We start from the raw sequence: 17789 nt of genomic DNA, 5'->3' as shown, positions 1-17789 counted from the left end.
AGAAGTAGATATAGTAATATTATGAATCGAGAACTTTTCCTGTATACACTTCATCTGGCAGACAATGCGCTTATACTTGGTCATCGCAATAGCGAATGGACTGGTCATGGGCCCAACCTCGAACAGGATATCGCCATTTCCAATATTGCGCTCGATCTTATTGGACAATCAAGAAATCTCTATCAATATGCAGCATTAGTATTCAATAAGAATAATGATGCATTATCATCGATCATTAACTCACCTGCTTTCCAAAAGGTTCCCGGTGAAATTGATGAAGATGACCTGGCCTATTTACGTGATGTAAATGAGTTCAGGAACTGTTTACTGGTTGAACAACTCAATGGTGATTGGGCCCGCACTGTAACCCGGCAGTTTTTATTCAGCGCGTACCAGGAACAACTTTACAGGGGGATGCAGAAAAGCTACGACTTGCAATTAGCTGCTATCGCGGAGAAATCTTTGAAAGAAGTTTTATACCATGTTCGTTGGAGTGGAGAATGGATAATCCGGCTGGGTGATGGTACCGATGAAAGCAGGCAACGTTTGATCAACGCAATAGAAAGCCTTTGGGCTTTCACGGGCGAATTATTTCATCCTGCCGACTATGAAAATGAAATTGCCTCAGCAGGAATAGCTCCTTTCGTAAGTGAAATGAAGCAGGCGTGGATGGAAAAGATCAGCAATACATTTAAAACAGCTACATTGGAATTGCCATCAAACACCTGGATGCAGCAGGGTGGTAAGAATGGTGTACATACGGAACATCTTGGATTTCTTCTTGCAGAGATGCAGTACCTCCAAAGAGCTTATCCCAATAGTGAATGGTAAATGGAAGCTATAAACGATAATAAGCAATCGGCTATTAATGATCCAGGAGCTTACACGGTATGGAAATTGCTGGAAGAAGTTCCTGATCCTGAAGTACCTGTGCTTTCGGTTATTGATCTTGGTATTATTCGTAATGTCATTGTGTCCGGCAAATCTGTTGAGGTAACAATTACGCCTACCTATACTGGTTGTCCGGCCATGGATGTAATCAGCATGAATATAAGAATGATATTGTTGGAAAACGGATTTGGTCCAGTGATTATAAAAACCGTTCTATCACCTGCCTGGACTACTGAATGGATGACAGAAGCTAGTAAGGAAAAGCTTCAGGCTTATGGTATTGCTCCACCAAATGCTAAACAACAGGTCTGCACGCCGGAGTATTTCCAAAGAGAAGAAGCAGTTCAATGCCCGCATTGCAGGTCATGGAATACCAGGATGATTAGTGAATTTGGTTCTACCGCATGCAAGTCTCTTTATAAATGTGGTGATTGCCAGGAGCCTTTCGATTATTTTAAATGCCATTGATTCAACATTGTTTCCAATACATCACTAATTTCAGATCATCATGTCATCCATACTATTTGAATCCCACAGTGGAATTGCCAGGATCGCCTTTAACAGACCTGACAAACTAAATTCATTCAATCGTGAAATGGCTTTAGAAATGCAGGATGTACTAAAGCAATGCCAATCTGACGAGATCCGCTGTGTGGTTATAACTGGTATGGGCAAGGCGTTTAGTGCAGGACAGGACCTTGCAGAAGTGGTGGATCCCCAGGGCCCAGGCATGGCAAGGATATTATCAGAACACTATAACCCCATAATTTTAGCCATCCGTGATCTACGCAAACCAGTTGTAGCTGCTGTGAACGGGGTAGCTGCAGGTGCAGGTGCTAATATTGCGCTTTGCTGTGATATTGTTTTAGCCTCACGTTCAGCATCATTCATACAGGCCTTTTCTAAAATCGGGCTGATACCTGACAGTGGTGGCACCTTCTTCCTGCCCCGTTTGGTGGGCCACCAGAAAGCAAGTGCTCTGATGATGCTGGGTGATAAAATAACCTCAGAAGAAGCAGAACGATTGGGAATGATATATAAATATTTTGATGATGAAAGCTTTGCCTCAGAGGTAGATAAAATAATATCTACACTGGCTTCCATGCCCACAGTTGGTTTAGCTCATACTAAAAAAGCTTTGCAATGGTCACAAACCCATACGCTCATAGAACAATTGCAGAATGAAGATAAACTTCAGCAGCGCGCGGCTACTTCAGATGATTTTAAAGAGGGTGTTCAGGCATTCTTAGAAAAGAGAGTGCCGGTTTTCAAAGGAAAATAATTTATGGATACTAATATAAGGTCTGAATTCCAGCAGGTGGTTGATCATATGATGGAGAATGATTTCTTCAGTCAATGGCTTGGAATTGAACTCCTTTCTGTCAGCGAAGGTTATAGTCTAATACGTATGACAGTTAGAAAAGAAATGGTGAATGGATTCGGCATAGCGCATGGTGGAATTGCTTTCAGTCTAGGAGACAGCGCCTTTGCATTTGCCTGCAATAACCGCAATAATCTTTCAGTAGCTCTGGATGTTACCACCAGTTTCATAAAAGCTGTAAATATTGGAGACACCCTCACTGCGGAAGCCAAAGAAATTCATAATGGAAGAAGTACCGGAGTGTACCTCGTAACCATAACTAACCAGCGCGGCCAGCAAGTTGCACTTTTCAAAGGCACATGTTTCAGAACAGGTAAAAAGCTAAGGAATTAATTGTACCTTATAGTATCCCCGTTAACACGAATTAACGCCGGATATTAATGCCAACCCATAAACCATGTTATATGAAAAGGATATCCCTGTGGGCAAAAAATCATGTGTATGCTGCTCGCGTTCTCATTACAATAATCCAGATTGCTTTATTCTTTCTGGTCGACAGGATGGCAAACATTCTGGGAAAAGCCGGCATCGAATTACCTGCCAGTCTGGTATTTATTTCTTTGGCTGTGATAGGACTCTGCGTTCTTCTTTACCCACGCTACAAAGCAAGGTTGAGCTACCAGAGCAGCTATTACAAGAGAAAGGGATTGGAAATAACTGTTGCCATCAGCAGTTGCATAATAATAGCTACATGCCTTAATAACAATGCAATTTTGGCAAATTCAAGACAAACTACAAACGCCGCAAATGTTACGGGAGATCAGCCAAAAGGGTCAGCGCTGGTATCAAACCCTTCTTCACAAAAAACAACAATCCTGTCAAAATCCTCTAAAAAGAAAGAACTACGTACCCAGTGGAAAGCTTTAAAAAAGGCAATTCGGGAAGGGAAAGATGATGAAGGAGTTCAGATATTTTTGATTATTCTGCTAGGACTTGGGCTTGCACTTTTATTGAGTGTATTAGTCTGTTCAATAGCCTGTAGTGGCGCCGATGCAATTGCTGTTTTAGTTGCGATAGCTGGAACGGCTGGAATTATATTCCTTTGTACCCGACTTATTCAAAACGCAACCGGAAAAAGGCCATTCAAAAAAAGGAAACAGGAATCAGCTCCTTCCACGGCAGCTGTATTTGAACCAAGTTTGTAGTTTTACAATATGTTCTATTCATTCAAGGGCTTTGTTCCCGTAGTGCACCCCTCCTCTTATGTACATCCACAAGCATGTGTAACCGGAAATGTGATAATAGGAAAGAACTGTTATATTGGCCCTGGTGCAGCACTTCGTGGCGACTGGGGTGGAATTATCCTGGAAGATGGTTGCAACGTGCAGGAGAACTGTACCATTCATATGTTCCCGGGTATTACAGTAAGGCTCAAAGAAGGTGCACATATTGGACATGGGGCCATAATTCATGGCGCACAGATCGGAAGAAACTGCCTCGTAGGGATGAATGCCGTGATCATGGACAATGTGGACCTGGGCGACGGTTCCATTGTTGGCGCTTTATCTTTTGTGAAGCAGGGAGAAAATATTCCGGAGAGAAGTCTGGTGGTTGGTAACCCGGCCAGAACCATCGGGGAGGTTAATGATGAAATGCTTGAATGGAAAACAAAGGGAACGGCTTTATATCAGGCTTTACCCGCTGAGATGCATGCGCAGAGTCAGCCATGCGAACCTCTTTCGGTTATACCAAATGACAGGCCATCCCAGGAAATACTCTACGAAACCTGGCAATCTTTAAAGCGGAACGATAGCTAAGCCAAGGTTCTGGGCTTAATAGAATTAGGTTTACCTTCGCAAATCAACAGCGAATAATCGTGTCAGAAAAATCAAATTTTGTAGACCAGATCAAGGTATTTTGCCGCAGTGGCCATGGCGGCGCGGGTAGTAAACATTTTATGCGCACCAAGTTCAACCCGAAGGCTGGTCCTGACGGTGGCGATGGTGGAAGGGGTGCACATATCATATTAAGGGGAAATAAAAATCTCTGGACTCTTCTACACCTTCGTTATCATAAGAATATTCTTGCCGAGAATGGCGAAAGTGGAAGTGGTAATAACTCTACCGGCCGCAGTGGAAAGGATATTTATATTGATGTGCCGTTAGGTACAATCGTAATGGATGATGAATCGGGTGAAAAAGAAGCGGAGATCCTGGAAGACGGCCAGGAAATCATCCTAATGAAAGGAGGGCGTGGCGGACTTGGGAATGCCCACTTTGCAACTGCCACAAATCAGGCACCAGAGTATTCCCAACCAGGTGAAGAAGGTGTTGAAGGTTTTAAGATACTTGAACTGAAAGTTCTGGCCGATGTTGGACTCGTTGGTTTTCCCAATGCCGGTAAATCCACTTTGCTCAGTGTTATAACAGCCGCAAAACCAAAAATTGCTGATTATGCTTTTACAACAATAAATCCACAGCTTGGAATGGTGGAATACAGGAATGGACGCTCATTCTGTATAGCAGACCTGCCTGGAATTATTGAAGGAGCTGCAGAGGGCAGAGGGCTGGGGCATAGATTCCTTCGGCATATTGAACGGAATTCAATTTTGCTCTTCCTGATTCCGGCCGACAGCAAAGATCACCGGAAAGAATTTGAGATCTTGCTGAATGAGCTTCGGGAATATAACCCGGAAATGTTACAGAAAGAATTCGTTATCGCAATCAGCAAAAGTGATATGCTTGATGATGAATTGAAAGTGGCCATCAGCAAGGAAATGCCAGCAGGTATTCCGCATGTATTCATATCTTCCCTAACGCAGCAGGGCTTAATAGAATTAAAAGACCTTCTCTGGAACGTTATGAATAAACCTGCGGAATAATAAGTTTTTACTGGATTCACAGTCGAACAGCCGTACCGCTTGCAATTACCATAAGCATGCTTCCGTTTGCTCCAATGGTTTCAAAATCGAGGTCTACTCCCACAACAGCACTTGCTCCAAGGCCTTGTGCTTTATGCATAAGTTCCTGCATAGCGGCATTCTTTGCTTCCTGTAACACCTTTTCATAAGTTGCTGAACGACCTCCAAAGAAATCGCGAAGTCCGGCAAAAATATCTTTTATAACATTGGCGCCTATAATGGTTTCCGCTGTTACTATGCCAAGGTACTGCTGAACGGGCCGACCTTCAATGCCGGGTGTGGTAGTCATGATCATGGGTTTTTTTCAATAGAGATTGAAAAACTCAATCGGAAGTTGCATTCTTAACAGGAGCGGCATCTTTCCAGTTCCAAAGGTGCAGGCAGGCGTATGTGCGGTATGGTGACCATTTTTTTGAAATCTTAAGCATCCTCTCCCTGAAATCCTTCTTGTTAGAATCATCCAGTTTATAAAGCTTTTTCATTGCTGTTTGTATTCCAAGGTCATCAACAGCAAACACATCTTCTCGCCCAAGGGCAAACATCAGCAGCATTTCAGTTGTCCACCTTCCAACCCCTTTGATTTGTATGAGGTGACTAACCACTTCTTCATCATTCATTTTCTTCAAAAGATCCCAATTCATCCCCTGCTCCATTGTGAAACGTGCAACATTCTGAACATAATTTGCTTTGGCATTCGATAGACCAATTCCTCTTAGCGTTTCATAAGGAATTGCAAGGATTTGTTCGGGGGTTGGACTATCATCCTCAAAAAGTGCGAGAAAGCGTTTCCAGATAACGGCAGCAACCTTAGTTGATAACTGTTGACTCATAATGGAACCACAGAGATGCAGGTAGACCAGTTTCTGCTTCTTTAATTTGTACGGTGTGCCATTGAGTATTGGCGCAAGTTTCTTGTCTTTGGAAAGATGTTCAAAATAGCCCATACCCGAAAGTAAATAATAACTTTACAGTATGGAAAGAATCCTTCGAACAACTGCAGATGGATCACATACCATTGCCATCCCTTCCATGCAGGTCACCTATCATTCCACCCATGGTGCAATACAAGAGTCAAAGCATGTTTTTATTGAATCCGGTCTTGATATCATTGCAACGAAACATAATAGCATAAATATTCTGGAAATGGGTTTCGGAACCGGACTGAATGCCTTACTGACAATGGCTGAAGCGGGTGATAGATCTATTCACTATGAAACAGTTGAAGCATATCCATTGGATATGGAAACAATATTCCGGATAAATTATTGTACTCTTTTAAAAAGGCATGAACTATCACAATTATTCCTTGAAATGCATACAGCTGAATGGAATAAGCAAATCAGGATCCATGAAAATTTTCAAATAATAAAACATCAATTGCCCTTATCGGAATTGCAAACAGAAACCCGTTTTCACCTTGTATATTTTGATGCTTTTGCTCCTAAGGTTCAGCCGGAGTTATGGACAGCTGATATTTTCCGTATGATTTTTGAAAAGATGGAGAATAATGGCATCTTGGTTACTTACAGCAGTAAGGGATCGGTGAGAAGAGCTATGAAATCGGTTGGATTTACTATTGAAAAAATACCTGGCCCACCGGGAAAATGGGAAATGGTGAGGGCACACAAAACAAGCTGAACTAACAGTGCGCCCAATTCCTGAAAGCCGACATCCTGTCTCGGCTAACTATAAATTCACCCGAGGAGAGCCCTGACCTCAATATAATTTTAAGCCGGCTATTAATATGAGGCTTCACATGCTCTATGGCCTGCGTATTAACAATAACGCTTCGGTTAATCCGGAAAAAATAACGAGGGTCCAGAATCTCTTCAAGATGTCCATTTTTTTGATTATGAATATAACGCGTACCATCAGGCGTAATTATAAAAACAATCTTATTATCCGCCTGAAAAAATGCAATGTCCCGGGGGTGCAAAATAAACTGTTTCTTTCCGATTGTTCCCGTTAATCTTGATTCATAAGCAACAAGTGAACACAATCGAGGCGTAATCCTTTCAAGAAGGTCAAGGGTCTCATCAATTGACCTTATACCCTCAGTTTGCTCTTTCGGTAAAAAACAATTGAGAAAGAACCGTCGTTATAAAGGAGTGAATCGTTAATTTGGAATAATGATCTTATGAAAGCAAATTTCACTACTAATTAATAATAAGAATGTTTGGTGTGCTTTTTTTTATTCTGGTTGTCATTGGGTTTGCCTGGTGGAAAAGTCGGCCAATAAACCCAAATCCCGATCTTCCAGTGTCGGATATAGAAACAATCCTCAATAAAGAAGTCCATTATTTTACTAAACTATCAGAACTGGATAAGTCCCGCTTTATAAAAGAGGTGATTTCTTTTCTGAATGGTACCCGCATCGAGGGAATAGGTACTGAAATTGACGATACAGATAAATTGCTGGTTGCAGCCAGTGCAGTTATTCCAATCTTTGGATTTCCGGAATGGCATTATCGTAACCTCACTGATGTTCTCATATATAAAAATCATTTCAATGAAGATTTCCAGGCCGAAGGACGAAATCGTCCCTATATGGGCATGGTAGGTAGTGGCTATATGAATGGAAAAATGTTATTGAGCAAAACCGCTTTACGTGAGGGTTTTACTAACAGAACTGACAAGAACAATACTGCAATTCATGAGTTCGTTCACCTTCTTGACAAAGCCGATGGTTCAATAGATGGAATTCCTGAAATTTTATTGGCAAAACAATATAGTATCCCCTGGATAGATCTTGTTCATAAAAAAATGCAGGAAATAATTGAGGACGATTCAGATATTAACCCCTATGCAGCTACTGATAAAACAGAATTCTTTGCAGTTGCAGCAGAGTATTTTTTTGAAAGACCGGACTTGCTTAAAATACATCATCCCAAATTATACGAAATGCTGGGTAAGATTTTCAGGCAAGAACACCTTGCGACGGATGAATCATAAATACAACTATCACGGAAGATGAAATGTTTCTTCAAGATGCAAGCCTTTTCATATTTCCAAATTACCAACCTTGTGCCAATATTTCATTAAATTACCATAAGATGAAATGTATAATATATGCGTTATTGGCTTTGACAGTTTGTTCAGGCTGTGTCGCCCCACAAAGAAGCACTGTAAAGTCCATTCAATTATTCAATGGTAAAAACCTCAATGGTTGGCATATTGATGTCCCCGATATGGATAAGGACCCCAGCCTAAAAAGTCCATTCCTTGTCCGTAATAAAGAACTGATTAGTATGGGCAAACCGGGTGGACATCTTATTACAGATTCCATTTACAAGGATTATACGCTCGAAGTGGAATATCGTTTTGTAAATACACCAGGCAATTGTGGCGTGCTGGTACATGCATCTACACCCAGGATACTGTATAAAATGTTTCCCAAATCTATTGAGGTGCAAATGATGCATGAAAATGCCGGTGATTTCTGGTGTATTGGAGAAGATATCACCGTACCTGATATGGAAGCAAGGAGAGGGCCCAAAGAAAATTGGGGAAGTACGGAGGGGAAGGAAAGGAGGATAAAAAATCTTACTGATGGCTCTGAAAAGCCATTGGGGGAATGGAACCACCTTAAAATTGAATGTAAAGGAAATACAATCAAAGTGTGGGTCAATTCCATTCCCGTCAATGAAGGATATGATTGCACAGTAAACTCAGGCCAAATTGCTCTGCAGGCAGAAGGTGCAGAAGTAGCATTCCGTAAAGTTCAATTGACCTATTAGGCTTATTTCAATTTATCAACCTGTTCCTTATAATATTTTGCTGTCTCTACAACGGCAGGAAGATTACTGGGCTTTCCTTCCACGTCCATTTCAATATATATATTCCCTTTAAAACCCTGCCGCTTTAACTCTTCGAAAACGCCAGGAAAATTAACTACTCCTTTCCCTACTGGAACATCCTGAATTTTTGTGTTATTGAATTCTGCGATATCCTTCAGGTGAATAGCAATGATATGCCCGGCCAGTTTCTTCACACCATCAACAGGATCAATGCCACTTTTAGGCCAATGTCCCAGATCAGCGCAAGCCCCGAAATTAGGGTGGCCCTCTATCGCAGCCAGAACAGAATCGGGGTGCCAATATGCACTCACTCCCTTCCAATGATCGTGAATCGCAACCTTCAATCCATAAGCTCCCGCCAGACTATCGATCTGGTCCCACATTTTAACTGGTGGTTCTGCCGTAACAAATTTTACGCCGAGGGCTTTAGCGATATCAAACTCCTTTTTCCAGGACTCAAAGGTATCACCACCCCCAACATAAATAGACTCGAGTTTCAGACCTTTGTCAGCGATCATCTTTTTTAGAGTCGCAACCCCTTCCGGTGAAAGTTGACCAACCATTGTATCCTTTAAAGTTGGGCCTGTTTTGTGAAATGTATTTGCTTCAATATATTCAATGCCAGCACTGTCAACCTTATCAAGCGACTCGGGAAAATTGAATGTGTGGAATGTCCAGAGGGCAACACCCAAATTCCATTCACTGGTTGAACTGACAGTATCAGTAGCATTTGAAGTTTGCTGTTCTGTGGTGGCCTGGTTATTACAAGCTATAAAACCCATCACAGTCATAAGTAGCACAGGCAAATAGATGATTGATCTTTTCATTAATGAATATTTAACGTTGATTGATTATTGCAATTGGAATTTGTTAAGACCGGAATTCAAAGGAATATGCTTTCCCTTCCAGATAAGTTTCCCTTTGGTTTCTGATGGCAATTTTACCTGAATAGTCCATTGCCCTTCCTGGTATATATACTGCGCTGATAATTCACCGTTAGGGTGAGGGATTGAACCCTGAATATTCTTTAGTGAACCAAGATGTGGCTGGATCCTTATAGTACTGAATCCTGGTGCATCACTTTCAATTCCAAGTATGGTTCGGAAAAACTCAATGTTTGGGCTCGATCCCCATGCGTGACAATCAGATCTGGATTTACTGACGTCCGACATCTCGGCCCAGGTACTCAGTCCGGATGATATATTTTCACGCCATTTGTCAAGCCAGTTCAGGTAGTCATTTCCTCTTCCCGCTTTAATCAATGCCTGGTGAAGATAATAGCGGAAATAGATGGAGGCTGCAGCCATAGTTGTATCCCTCAATAATTTCTCAGCAATCGAATTTGTTTCCGACTTGTTTGTTACACCTGTTAGAATGGCCAACGAATTTGCATGCTGTGAGTAGAGGTCTTTCTCTGGCCTGTCGGAGAAAAGTCCGCGGGTTTGATCCCAATATTTGTTTCGTATGGTCTTCTTCAATTTTGCCGCTTCCTCAAGATACTTATCCTTAAATGAACGCATCCCATTCCGGCCTTCCATATCCGCAGCCAGTTGGTATGCCCACAATAGTGTAAGGTCGAGGATAGAAGAACTTCCATCTTTGCCTCGCGGCGCAACGCCCGATTTCCATTCTGGTGCATTAACCCAATCCGTGAACATCCAGTTCGGAACGTTTTGTATGGATCCGTCTGAAGCCTGGTAATTATTGAAATATTGGAGGACCTGCCTGGTGCCGGGAATTTTCTTTATAACAAATGAGGTGTCTTTTGCATACATCCAATAATCATGTAGCATGCCTATATACCATAATGAAAAAGTTGGAATGATCTGTGGCGTAAAAGAGGGGTGGCGACTCAGGGTAACTCCTTCAGGCTGCCTCGAATGGTCCATAAGATTTAATGCATTACGCACCAACCTGTCATCACCACTATTATACAAGGATATCAAAGCCTGAATTCTCCCATCACCAATATATTGTAACTGCTCATAGTAGGGGCAATCCATATAGGTTTCCACAGCACATAATCTGGCTGTACGCCAGCCAATATCAATCATTGTCTTTATTTCCTGCAATGGTGCATCTAATTTAGCATTGAATTGAAAAGGATAGCCGGTGAAAGATGAACTTATATCATTTAATACAAGTGGATCTGCACCCGTTTTTATGTCTAGTTTAATATACCGGAAAGTCCTCCAGTTCAAAGATTCAAAAACCTGGTTTGCTTTTCCGTTAGAAATGATGCTATCCATCCGCCCAAGGAAATGTTTTCCGGCAACTTCATTCCTGTTCCCCTTATCCGGGAATTTTGTATATAGTGCTTCTGTATATCGCAAAGCTATAGTAGAACCTGCACCATTGCTAAACCGCATAATTGGATAAGCATTGGTTAGTTCACCCTGGTCAAGTAAAACGCTGGCAGTTGAATTAGCGGGAATATGGATGTCAGTAGTCTGAACAGGGAATGATTCGGGAATCTTGACCCCACTGGATTCACGCACTGCGCGAAATCTTTGAGGACTCATTTCCATGGCGGGAATAATTGATGGAACCAACATCCATCCATTGGATGTACCATAACCTCCCCTTATATCTTTGGGTATACCATGAAATATAGGCTGTGCATACTCCCACAATTCATCATTAAAGTTAACTGAACCAAAGTCGGTCATGTGATGACGCATATCGATAAATTCACCAGCACCCGAAACATAATAAAAGGGCCCGGTAAAAGGAATAGGTCCATAACTGCTATCCCTGCTACATTTCCAACTCTTGTCCGTATTCAATGATATATCCCCCGCACTACCCTGGAGAATAAAACCTGTTTGCAAAGAAATCTGCGCCTCGGGCCGGTATGCAGCTTCATTCCAGACCCTGGCAGAAATTATATTTTGCCCTGGCTGCAGGTATTGTGCAATATCCACTGTCTCAAAATTCCAGTGTGCAAGATCTCCACGTGCAGGACCTAAGGATACCAATTTTTGATTTACATATAATTTATACCGGTTATCAGCAGATAGATGAATCTGGAACCTGGAAGGAACAGTATCAAGGTTGATACGCTTACGAAATAGATATACTCCATATTCATAATCACTCTCCCCGGGCACTTTTATCCAGGAAGCTTTCCATTGCTCATGTATAATCTGTGATTCTGAAACCTGGCAATATGAAAATAATGAGACCAATAATAAGATGCTCAACAATGAACTTTGTTTCATCATTTTCATATCATTAATTTTTAAATCAGAATTTGACTGATACTGTTACGCCATATATTTCTGGCTCCCCTAAATGGATTGCTCCAAAATCATAGGCATATGCAATGAACTTTCTGTCGGTGAGGTTTCTGGCCCAGAAAAATAAGCCCAGATATTTGCCACTTACACCAACTCTGGCGTTTAGCTTCTGATAAGGTGCCTGTCTTATCTGGTTGGCAAGATCAAAATATTGTTGTCCGAGATAAATCCATTCACCTCTCAGCGTTAATTGCCATTCCTTATTTGCTGTAAGTGGAAGTCTATACTGGAGTGCAAGCATTGAGGTGATATCGGGGGTGAAAACCTGGCGCTTTCCTTCAAGATCTGTTTCATTGCCATACTGTGACAACTTCAGTGATTCATAACGGGCATGCGTATATCCAAAACTATAATCCATCTCGAAACCTCTAAATGGCCGGGTATTCATTTCCAGTTCAAACCCTTTGGAAACAAGCTCGCCCGTATTCCTTGTAATGGTAATAGCATCTGGCAGTACAAGGGTTGGCACCTGGGCATCAGTTATTTTTGCATAGAATGCCGTGAGGTTTAACCGAAGCTTGTCGTTAAAGAACATATTCTTTGTACCCAGCTCAAATGAGTTACTATATTCAGGCTTATAGGGATACAAAGGTGGCTGTGATGGATCTGATGATAACTGTGTCAAACCACCTGTACGAAATCCACGGCTATAATTAGCAAAGAGGATATTGTCCTCCGCCATTGAAAACTGAATTCCAAGTTTGGGAGAGAAGGCTTTAAATGAGGCTCTTGCAGATGTATCTGGTTGAGTTACCATAGCCTCTTCCCCATCGGGTTGAAATTCACCTTTAACCTCCAGATCTTTTGATTCATGATCGTAACGAAGCCCTCCAATTATTGAGAAGCGTGTAGTAATATCATAACTTATCTGACCAAATAATGCATATCCCTTATTAGTAGCGGTAGTAGTATTGATTGTTGCAAAATTCGCCATAGGTGCGCCAATCATCTCTGCATCCTTGCCAAAATGTGTGGCCTGCTTTACAGGGTTTGACTGATGGAACAAATAAGCTCCCCCCACCCATTTCACAGGTGAAAAACTCTTTGATGGTGTGCTGAATCTAAACTCCTGTGTAAACACCTTCACTTTGTTCCACTTATTGCCATAATCATTAATTATTGTAACTGCATCCAGTGGTGAAAAATCGCCATCAATAGGTGAATCATATATACGCTGGTTGCTCTGCCACGCCGTTTGGGAGATAAAATCAAAATACCTGGGAGAAGAATGATTTACGGTGAGAGAAGCATTGAGTGTATTATCAACCATTTTCCCCACTGCATCCTGGTTGAGTTTATATGGATTTTCAAACGCCTCTTCAAGACCATTCACCATAGGGAAAGCACCATTATTTCGATTGTTCTGATGTTTAAGATTCATTGTTATACCCCAGTTCTCAATAGGAATATATTTCAGGAAATAGTTGCCGGTGAGTGCCGCTTGCCGATCAAAGGAGCTATTATCAAAAGTATTGGTATAGTACCCATCACGTTTGTTGTAAACTCCAGAAGCCCCGAAGTAAAGTTTATCTTTTACAATGGGAGTCCGTATTCCCGCAGCATACCTTTGCAAACCGTTATTACCTATACTCAGTTCTGCGAATCCATTCGGAGTATTTCCTGGTTGCTTTGTAATGATATTGATAACTCCACCCATAGCATTCCTTCCGTAAAGAGTGCCCTGCGGACCACGAAGTACTTCTATTCTTTCCACATCAGACAGTTGAGGAATATAAGTATCCAGACTGAACTGGTTAACCCCGTCAACATATACTGCAACGGCAGGATCATAAGAAGTAGTTGTTATGCCCCTTATTGATATTACATTTCTTTCGTCACCGGAATTGTTGGCGAATAGTCCGGGTACTACTGCTGTGAGCTCACTACTGTTCCAAAGGCGAAGGTCCTGAACTTTGCGGGCAGAAATTACGCTCAGGCTCAAAGGTATCTTTTGAGACAATTCTTCTCGTTTCTGCGCGGTTACAAAAACATCTTCGAGTTGTACTGTATCATTGAGCGATGCAGGCTTCCGCAACTCCTGTGAAAAGCTGGCAGTTCCAAACATTATGATTAAGCCTGAGGATATTGAGAATTTTAAAAGCTTCATTTTACGGATCATTCAATTTTATTGTTAATTATTCTGAAACCAATCTGATCGATTGTAAGGCTATAGTACTTGATTCTTTTGGATCTGCACCTTTACTCACAATGTATAAGTCATGGAATTTACCATCAGTCACCGGTTCAATTTTAAAGGTCAGGATTGTACCACCGATGCCACCCTCTGCCGGAGAACTCAGCCCTCCTTTCAAAACTGCTTCACCAATCTTTTTCCCATCAGGCGAATCTAACCTGATTTCGAAACCGAAACCTGCTTTAGAAGCCATCTGCCATCCAATCGTTAGCATAAGCGTATTTACACCAGTCAGGTCGAGGCTGTCTATACTAAAAGAACCACTATCCTTAGGTACTATCAATAGATTCATACCATTATATGTCATCGAAGAATACTCCTTTAAATTTGTTGCCGCCGAAAAATTCAGATTGGGACTCCTTAACACTACGGCATCAGATCCTGTCATAGGTTTCACATTATTACCACCCTTATCCGTATACGTAGCAGAAATTACAAGCACTCCATTGTCAACAGGTTTCTTACCAAGTGTGGCATTTACAGTTCCACTCGCAGGAAGCGATTTTGCTGCCTTGTTATTACCAGTAAGTGTCTGAATCCAGGAAACTATCTGACGAGCTTCATCAGGCTTCATATCGGGGTGTGCAGGCATAGCAACTTCACCCCAAACACCAACACTTCCTTTGAGGATCTTATTGGTTAGATACGCTACCGCATCTTCTTTCTTTTCATATTTGCGCGCTACATCTAAATAAGCCGGGCCAATTGATTTTTCATTCTCCTTATGACATGATTTACAATCCAATGATTGCACAAGACTTTTGCCTATCATAGATTCGGATACCACCTGGTGACCGAGGTTGGCACCTGCCTTATCTGTACCCTCTATATAATCAGCGGATACATATAACCCGGACAGATCACTGGCAGCAGAAGGGTCGTCCCGATCATTTATCCCCACATTGTATCCTACCAATTTTCCAGGAAAGTAAAATGATCGGTTACCTGTAACAGTAACCAATACCTCAGGGGTTTCATTACCTGCATACACATTTACAGGATTACTTTTTACCGACTCCTTTTTATCATCTGAAACAACCACTGTGATATCAAAATCCCCTGTCTTCTCATAGATGTATTCAAGACGTGGCTCGGTGGTTTCTTTTTTTACTCCATTACCAAGATCCCAACTATAGGTGAGCTTATCATTTTCCGGATCTTTAGCCTCAATGCTTGCAACAACTTTGAATGGAACTGCACCGGAACGTTTATCAACACGAAGAGCGGTCAGTTTGGGCGCGCGGTTCCCGCCATTATAATCGATCCTGGCCAGTCCGGCATCCGGATTCTTACTGAACCAGCCACTACCATACTCAAGCAGATAGAGTTTACCATCCGGACCAACCTCCATATCAATCATGGAGTTGAACCTGGTATTTTCCATAAATGGTTCCATTTTATCAAAATCACCATTGGGTTTCATGGTTACCGCTTTTACCCATCCGCGAATCCAGTCATAGATGATCAGTTTCCCATTATAGTATTCTGGTAGCCTTGTTTCTTTAGGATACATATCAGTATAGTATACCGGGCCTGCCATTGCATTTCTTCCACCTGTTTTTACTTGTGGAAACTCAGTGGATGCCCCATAAGGATACCAAATAAAAGCCGGCTGTGCGGGTGGTAATTCCTGGATTCCGGAATTGTTGCGTGAACCATTTACTGGTTTTGCAGGATCGAAAAGCGGACCCGTTTTACCGGTTGCATAATCATATTGGTGATAGGGAATATTATTGGCTATGAAAAGCGGCCAACCGAAAAATCCTGCCTTCCTTGCCTGGTTAACCTCATCATATCCACGCGGCCCCCTGATACCCATGCTATCATTACTGGCATCGGGCCCCACTTCACCCCAATACAACCAGCTGTTCTTCTGGTCTACAGAAATACGATAAGGGTTTCTATTGCCCTGTACATAGATCTCCGGCCTTGTTCCTGCCTGGCCTTTTGGATAAAGGTTGCCATCCGGAACTTCATAAGTTCCATCTTCTCGAACACGTATCCGGAGGATTTTTCCCCTTAGGTCATTGGGATTGCCGGAAGTGCGGCGCGCATCATATTGCTCATGGCCCGGACGGTCATCCAATGGGGCATAACCGCGATTTACATACAATTGATTGGGTTCATCAAAGGGCGTTGAGTTATCTCCTGTTGAGAGATAAAGCAAGCCGTCTTTGTCAAATGCAATGGAGCCGCCAGTATGGCAACAGATCTCGCGCTGTGAATAGAATTCCAGTACAATTTTTTCAGCAGTTAAACTATCGCCATTAAATGTAAATCTTGAGAGCCTGTTTACGGATGTATCAATAGGTGAGTAAAAAATATAAACATGCTTATTCTTACTGAAGTTGGGATCTGCCTTGATGCCTAGCACGCCTTCTTCTGCATTCACCCCCGGCGTATTGGTCTTCCAATATACATTTAGAGAAAGGGCCTGGCTTACCGTTGAGTCTCCATTTTTGTAAAGAAGGATCTCTCCTCTTCGTTGTGCAATTAGGATATCAAGATTAGGTAAAATGGTCATTTCGGTAGGCTCAAAAAAATGCCCGGTTACTAACATCGTTTTTGTAAAACGGTCTTCGGCAGGAACATTAAGCGTCTTTGCCTTTGAATAATCCAGCTTATTGTTCTTACCAATTGCATATTGTATTCCTCCCAGCATATGTTGCAAAAAAGCTTCTTCCTTAAAGGATTCTGAGGTGTGGCCCAGTGCTGTATAAAATGCTCTCCCTCCATCAAACGCATGATACCACGACATGGGATGGTTATCGCCATTCTTTCCACCCTTATAGGTTGTTTCATCAATAGACATCAGCACCTTAACTTCCTTGCTGATATTTTTGAAACTATACCATTCATCTGTCCTCTTCCATTTTTCAGGCAAATGCTTTGTTGAACTATGTGTTCGATCCGTTACATTCAGTACTGCCTCCTGGATGGCCGGATGATCCAGGAAGTATGCCCCAACCATTCTGCCATACCATCCCCAATCATATTCTGTATCGGCTGCTGCATGTATTCCCACAAATCCCCCACCTGCCTGGATATACCTTTCAAAGGCAGCCTCCTGATAATTATTGAGCACATCGCCGGTTGTACTTAAAAAGATGACGGCTGCATATTTATCCAGGCTGTCTTCAGTGAACCATTCAGCATTGCGGGTAGTATCAACATCAAATCCATTTGCAGCTCCCAGTTGCTGAATGGCAACCATCCCATCAGGGATACTCTGATGGTAAAAACCTGCTGTTTTTGCAAACACAAGAACACGCGGTTTGCCCGAACGACCAGAACAAGCTGGCATACTGAAAATTACAAATGCAATCACGAGAAACATGACTGATGAGAGAACGGCTCTGATCATTGA

General features: G+C 42.1%; 17 protein-coding genes. 10 read left to right on the top strand and 7 right to left on the bottom strand.

The genetic code is table 11. The features are described 5' to 3' along the window. Positions 1-21 precede the first annotated feature (21 nt). The 7 genes from paaC to obgE all read left to right on the top strand — a co-directional run bounded on the left by paaC (position 22) and on the right by obgE (position 5093). The gene (gene paaC, locus HY58_RS09215; protein ID WP_039130789.1) at positions 22-831 is read left to right on the top strand and encodes a 1,2-phenylacetyl-CoA epoxidase subunit PaaC; all 810 of its coding nucleotides are present in this window, start codon (positions 22-24) and stop codon (positions 829-831) included. Further along, positions 832-1359, top strand: a complete 528-nt coding sequence (gene paaD / locus HY58_RS09210) for a 1,2-phenylacetyl-CoA epoxidase subunit PaaD (RefSeq protein ID WP_082022112.1) — start codon at positions 832-834, stop codon at positions 1357-1359. Positions 1360-1399: 40 nt separating this feature from the next. Further along, positions 1400-2173 carry an enoyl-CoA hydratase-related protein gene (locus HY58_RS09205; RefSeq protein ID WP_156123630.1) on the top strand — a complete coding sequence of 258 codons (774 nt, stop codon included), beginning with the start codon at positions 1400-1402 and terminating at the stop codon, positions 2171-2173. A gap of 3 nt (positions 2174-2176) precedes the next feature. Then, positions 2177-2605 (top strand): hydroxyphenylacetyl-CoA thioesterase PaaI, encoded by a 429-nt coding sequence (gene paaI, locus HY58_RS09200; RefSeq protein WP_039130785.1) that lies wholly within the window; start codon positions 2177-2179, stop codon positions 2603-2605. A gap of 71 nt (positions 2606-2676) precedes the next feature. Then, on the top strand, positions 2677-3417 hold the full coding sequence (locus HY58_RS09195) for a hypothetical protein (RefSeq protein WP_039130782.1): 741 nt from the start codon (positions 2677-2679) through the stop codon (positions 3415-3417). Between the two features lie 9 nt (positions 3418-3426). Beyond that, positions 3427-4029 (top strand): transferase hexapeptide repeat family protein, encoded by a 603-nt coding sequence (locus HY58_RS09190; protein WP_039130780.1) that lies wholly within the window; start codon positions 3427-3429, stop codon positions 4027-4029. A 59-nt stretch (positions 4030-4088) separates the two neighbouring features. Further along, complete coding sequence (obgE, locus tag HY58_RS09185) at positions 4089-5093, top strand: GTPase ObgE (protein ID WP_039130777.1); 1005 nt, start codon at positions 4089-4091, stop codon at positions 5091-5093. A 16-nt stretch (positions 5094-5109) separates the two neighbouring features. Here the strand turns inward: obgE and HY58_RS09180 are convergent, their stop codons facing one another. Continuing rightward, the gene (locus tag HY58_RS09180) at positions 5110-5421 is read right to left on the bottom strand and encodes a YbjQ family protein (protein WP_371197902.1); all 312 of its coding nucleotides are present in this window, start codon (positions 5419-5421) and stop codon (positions 5110-5112) included. A gap of 34 nt (positions 5422-5455) precedes the next feature. Next, positions 5456-6076, bottom strand: a complete 621-nt coding sequence (locus HY58_RS09175) for a DNA-3-methyladenine glycosylase (protein WP_039130771.1) — start codon at positions 6074-6076, stop codon at positions 5456-5458. A 28-nt stretch (positions 6077-6104) separates the two neighbouring features. On the opposite strand from HY58_RS09175, the gene mnmD reads away from it, so the two are divergent. Beyond that, complete coding sequence (gene mnmD / locus HY58_RS09170; protein ID WP_039130769.1) at positions 6105-6770, top strand: tRNA (5-methylaminomethyl-2-thiouridine)(34)-methyltransferase MnmD; 666 nt, start codon at positions 6105-6107, stop codon at positions 6768-6770. 1 nt (position 6771) lies between these two features. Here the strand turns inward: mnmD and HY58_RS20015 are convergent, their stop codons facing one another. Beyond that, positions 6772-7068, bottom strand: a complete 297-nt coding sequence (locus tag HY58_RS20015; protein ID WP_172644631.1) for a LytTR family DNA-binding domain-containing protein — start codon at positions 7066-7068, stop codon at positions 6772-6774. A gap of 236 nt (positions 7069-7304) precedes the next feature. Here HY58_RS20015 and HY58_RS09160 point away from each other — a divergent pair, with 236 nt between their 5' ends. Both HY58_RS09160 and HY58_RS09155 read left to right on the top strand, forming a co-directional pair. Next, a complete protein-coding gene (locus tag HY58_RS09160) occupies positions 7305-8084 on the top strand; it encodes a zinc-dependent peptidase (RefSeq protein ID WP_039130767.1) in 780 nt (259 codons plus the stop codon). Between the two features lie 101 nt (positions 8085-8185). Then, entirely contained in the window at positions 8186-8869 is a 684-nt protein-coding gene (locus tag HY58_RS09155; RefSeq protein ID WP_039131167.1) for a DUF1080 domain-containing protein, read from the top strand. A 2-nt stretch (positions 8870-8871) separates the two neighbouring features. Here HY58_RS09155 and HY58_RS09150 read toward each other — a convergent pair whose 3' ends face one another. Genes HY58_RS09150 through HY58_RS09135 form a run of 4 tightly spaced genes read right to left on the bottom strand, consistent with a single transcriptional unit; the run spans position 8872 to position 17786 of the window. Next, positions 8872-9756: a sugar phosphate isomerase/epimerase gene (locus HY58_RS09150; RefSeq protein WP_052323980.1), complete on the bottom strand. Its 885-nt coding sequence runs from the start codon at positions 9754-9756 to the stop codon at positions 8872-8874. A 24-nt stretch (positions 9757-9780) separates the two neighbouring features. Beyond that, entirely contained in the window at positions 9781-12159 is a 2379-nt protein-coding gene (locus HY58_RS09145; protein WP_253271535.1) for a family 78 glycoside hydrolase catalytic domain, read from the bottom strand. A gap of 16 nt (positions 12160-12175) precedes the next feature. After that, positions 12176-14335, bottom strand: a complete 2160-nt coding sequence (locus tag HY58_RS09140) for a TonB-dependent receptor (protein WP_172644630.1) — start codon at positions 14333-14335, stop codon at positions 12176-12178. Positions 14336-14363: 28 nt separating this feature from the next. Continuing rightward, positions 14364-17786 carry a ThuA domain-containing protein gene (locus HY58_RS09135; protein WP_039130760.1) on the bottom strand — a complete coding sequence of 1141 codons (3423 nt, stop codon included), beginning with the start codon at positions 17784-17786 and terminating at the stop codon, positions 14364-14366. Positions 17787-17789: the final 3 nt, after the last annotated feature.

This window comes from Flavihumibacter sp. ZG627 (assembly GCF_000814325.1).
GTDB lineage: Bacteria > Bacteroidota > Bacteroidia > Chitinophagales > Chitinophagaceae > Flavihumibacter.
The sequence above is the reverse complement of the archived record's forward strand: the minus strand, read 5'-3'. Positions and strand labels throughout refer to the sequence as shown.